This is a genomic window from Vibrio sp. 811 (genome assembly GCF_033339195.1).
Genome location: NZ_JAWOUB010001027.1, coordinates 1 through 501, shown reverse-complemented (window position 1 = coordinate 501; position 501 = coordinate 1). Strand labels below are relative to the sequence as shown.

Annotated in this window: 1 pseudogene; it reads left to right on the top strand. The window is 48.3% G+C overall.

Annotated features, from left to right (window positions below):
- Positions 1-501: pseudogene (locus R7Q46_RS30715) on the top strand (AAA family ATPase); the annotation flags it as partial.

Below are 501 nucleotides of genomic sequence, written 5' to 3'. Positions count from 1 at the left end.
GATGACGGCGAAGATCCATTTGCCGGTATCGGCGATGATGGTGATTTAGACGTTGGATTTGCCGGTATCGGCGATGATGGTGATTTAGACGTTGGATTTGACGAGTTTGATTCTTCAACGAGCGGCATTCAAGTTAATGGCGACGAGAAAGCGCTGGGCCTTGAAGAGATGGAACGTGCGCTTGATGAAGTGACGCCAGAACTTGAAGTGCTCGACGAAGACGAAACAGGCTTCGACTTGTCCGACGACGATAACGCTATTTCTGATGATGAATTTGCCAAACTTCTTGCTGATGATGAACCATCGGAAGACCTTTCAAGTGGCAGCGTTGATCAAGCGATGCTGGACGATTTATTCGCAGAACTTGGCGACGATGATTTAGATCTTGACGTTGAAGATACCAAGCCAGAGCCGCAAGTCTCAGACGAGGATTTCTCGGCAGGAGAGGCATCGGCTGACGATATTGATAGGCTCTTAGATCAATACGATCAACCAGCAGAA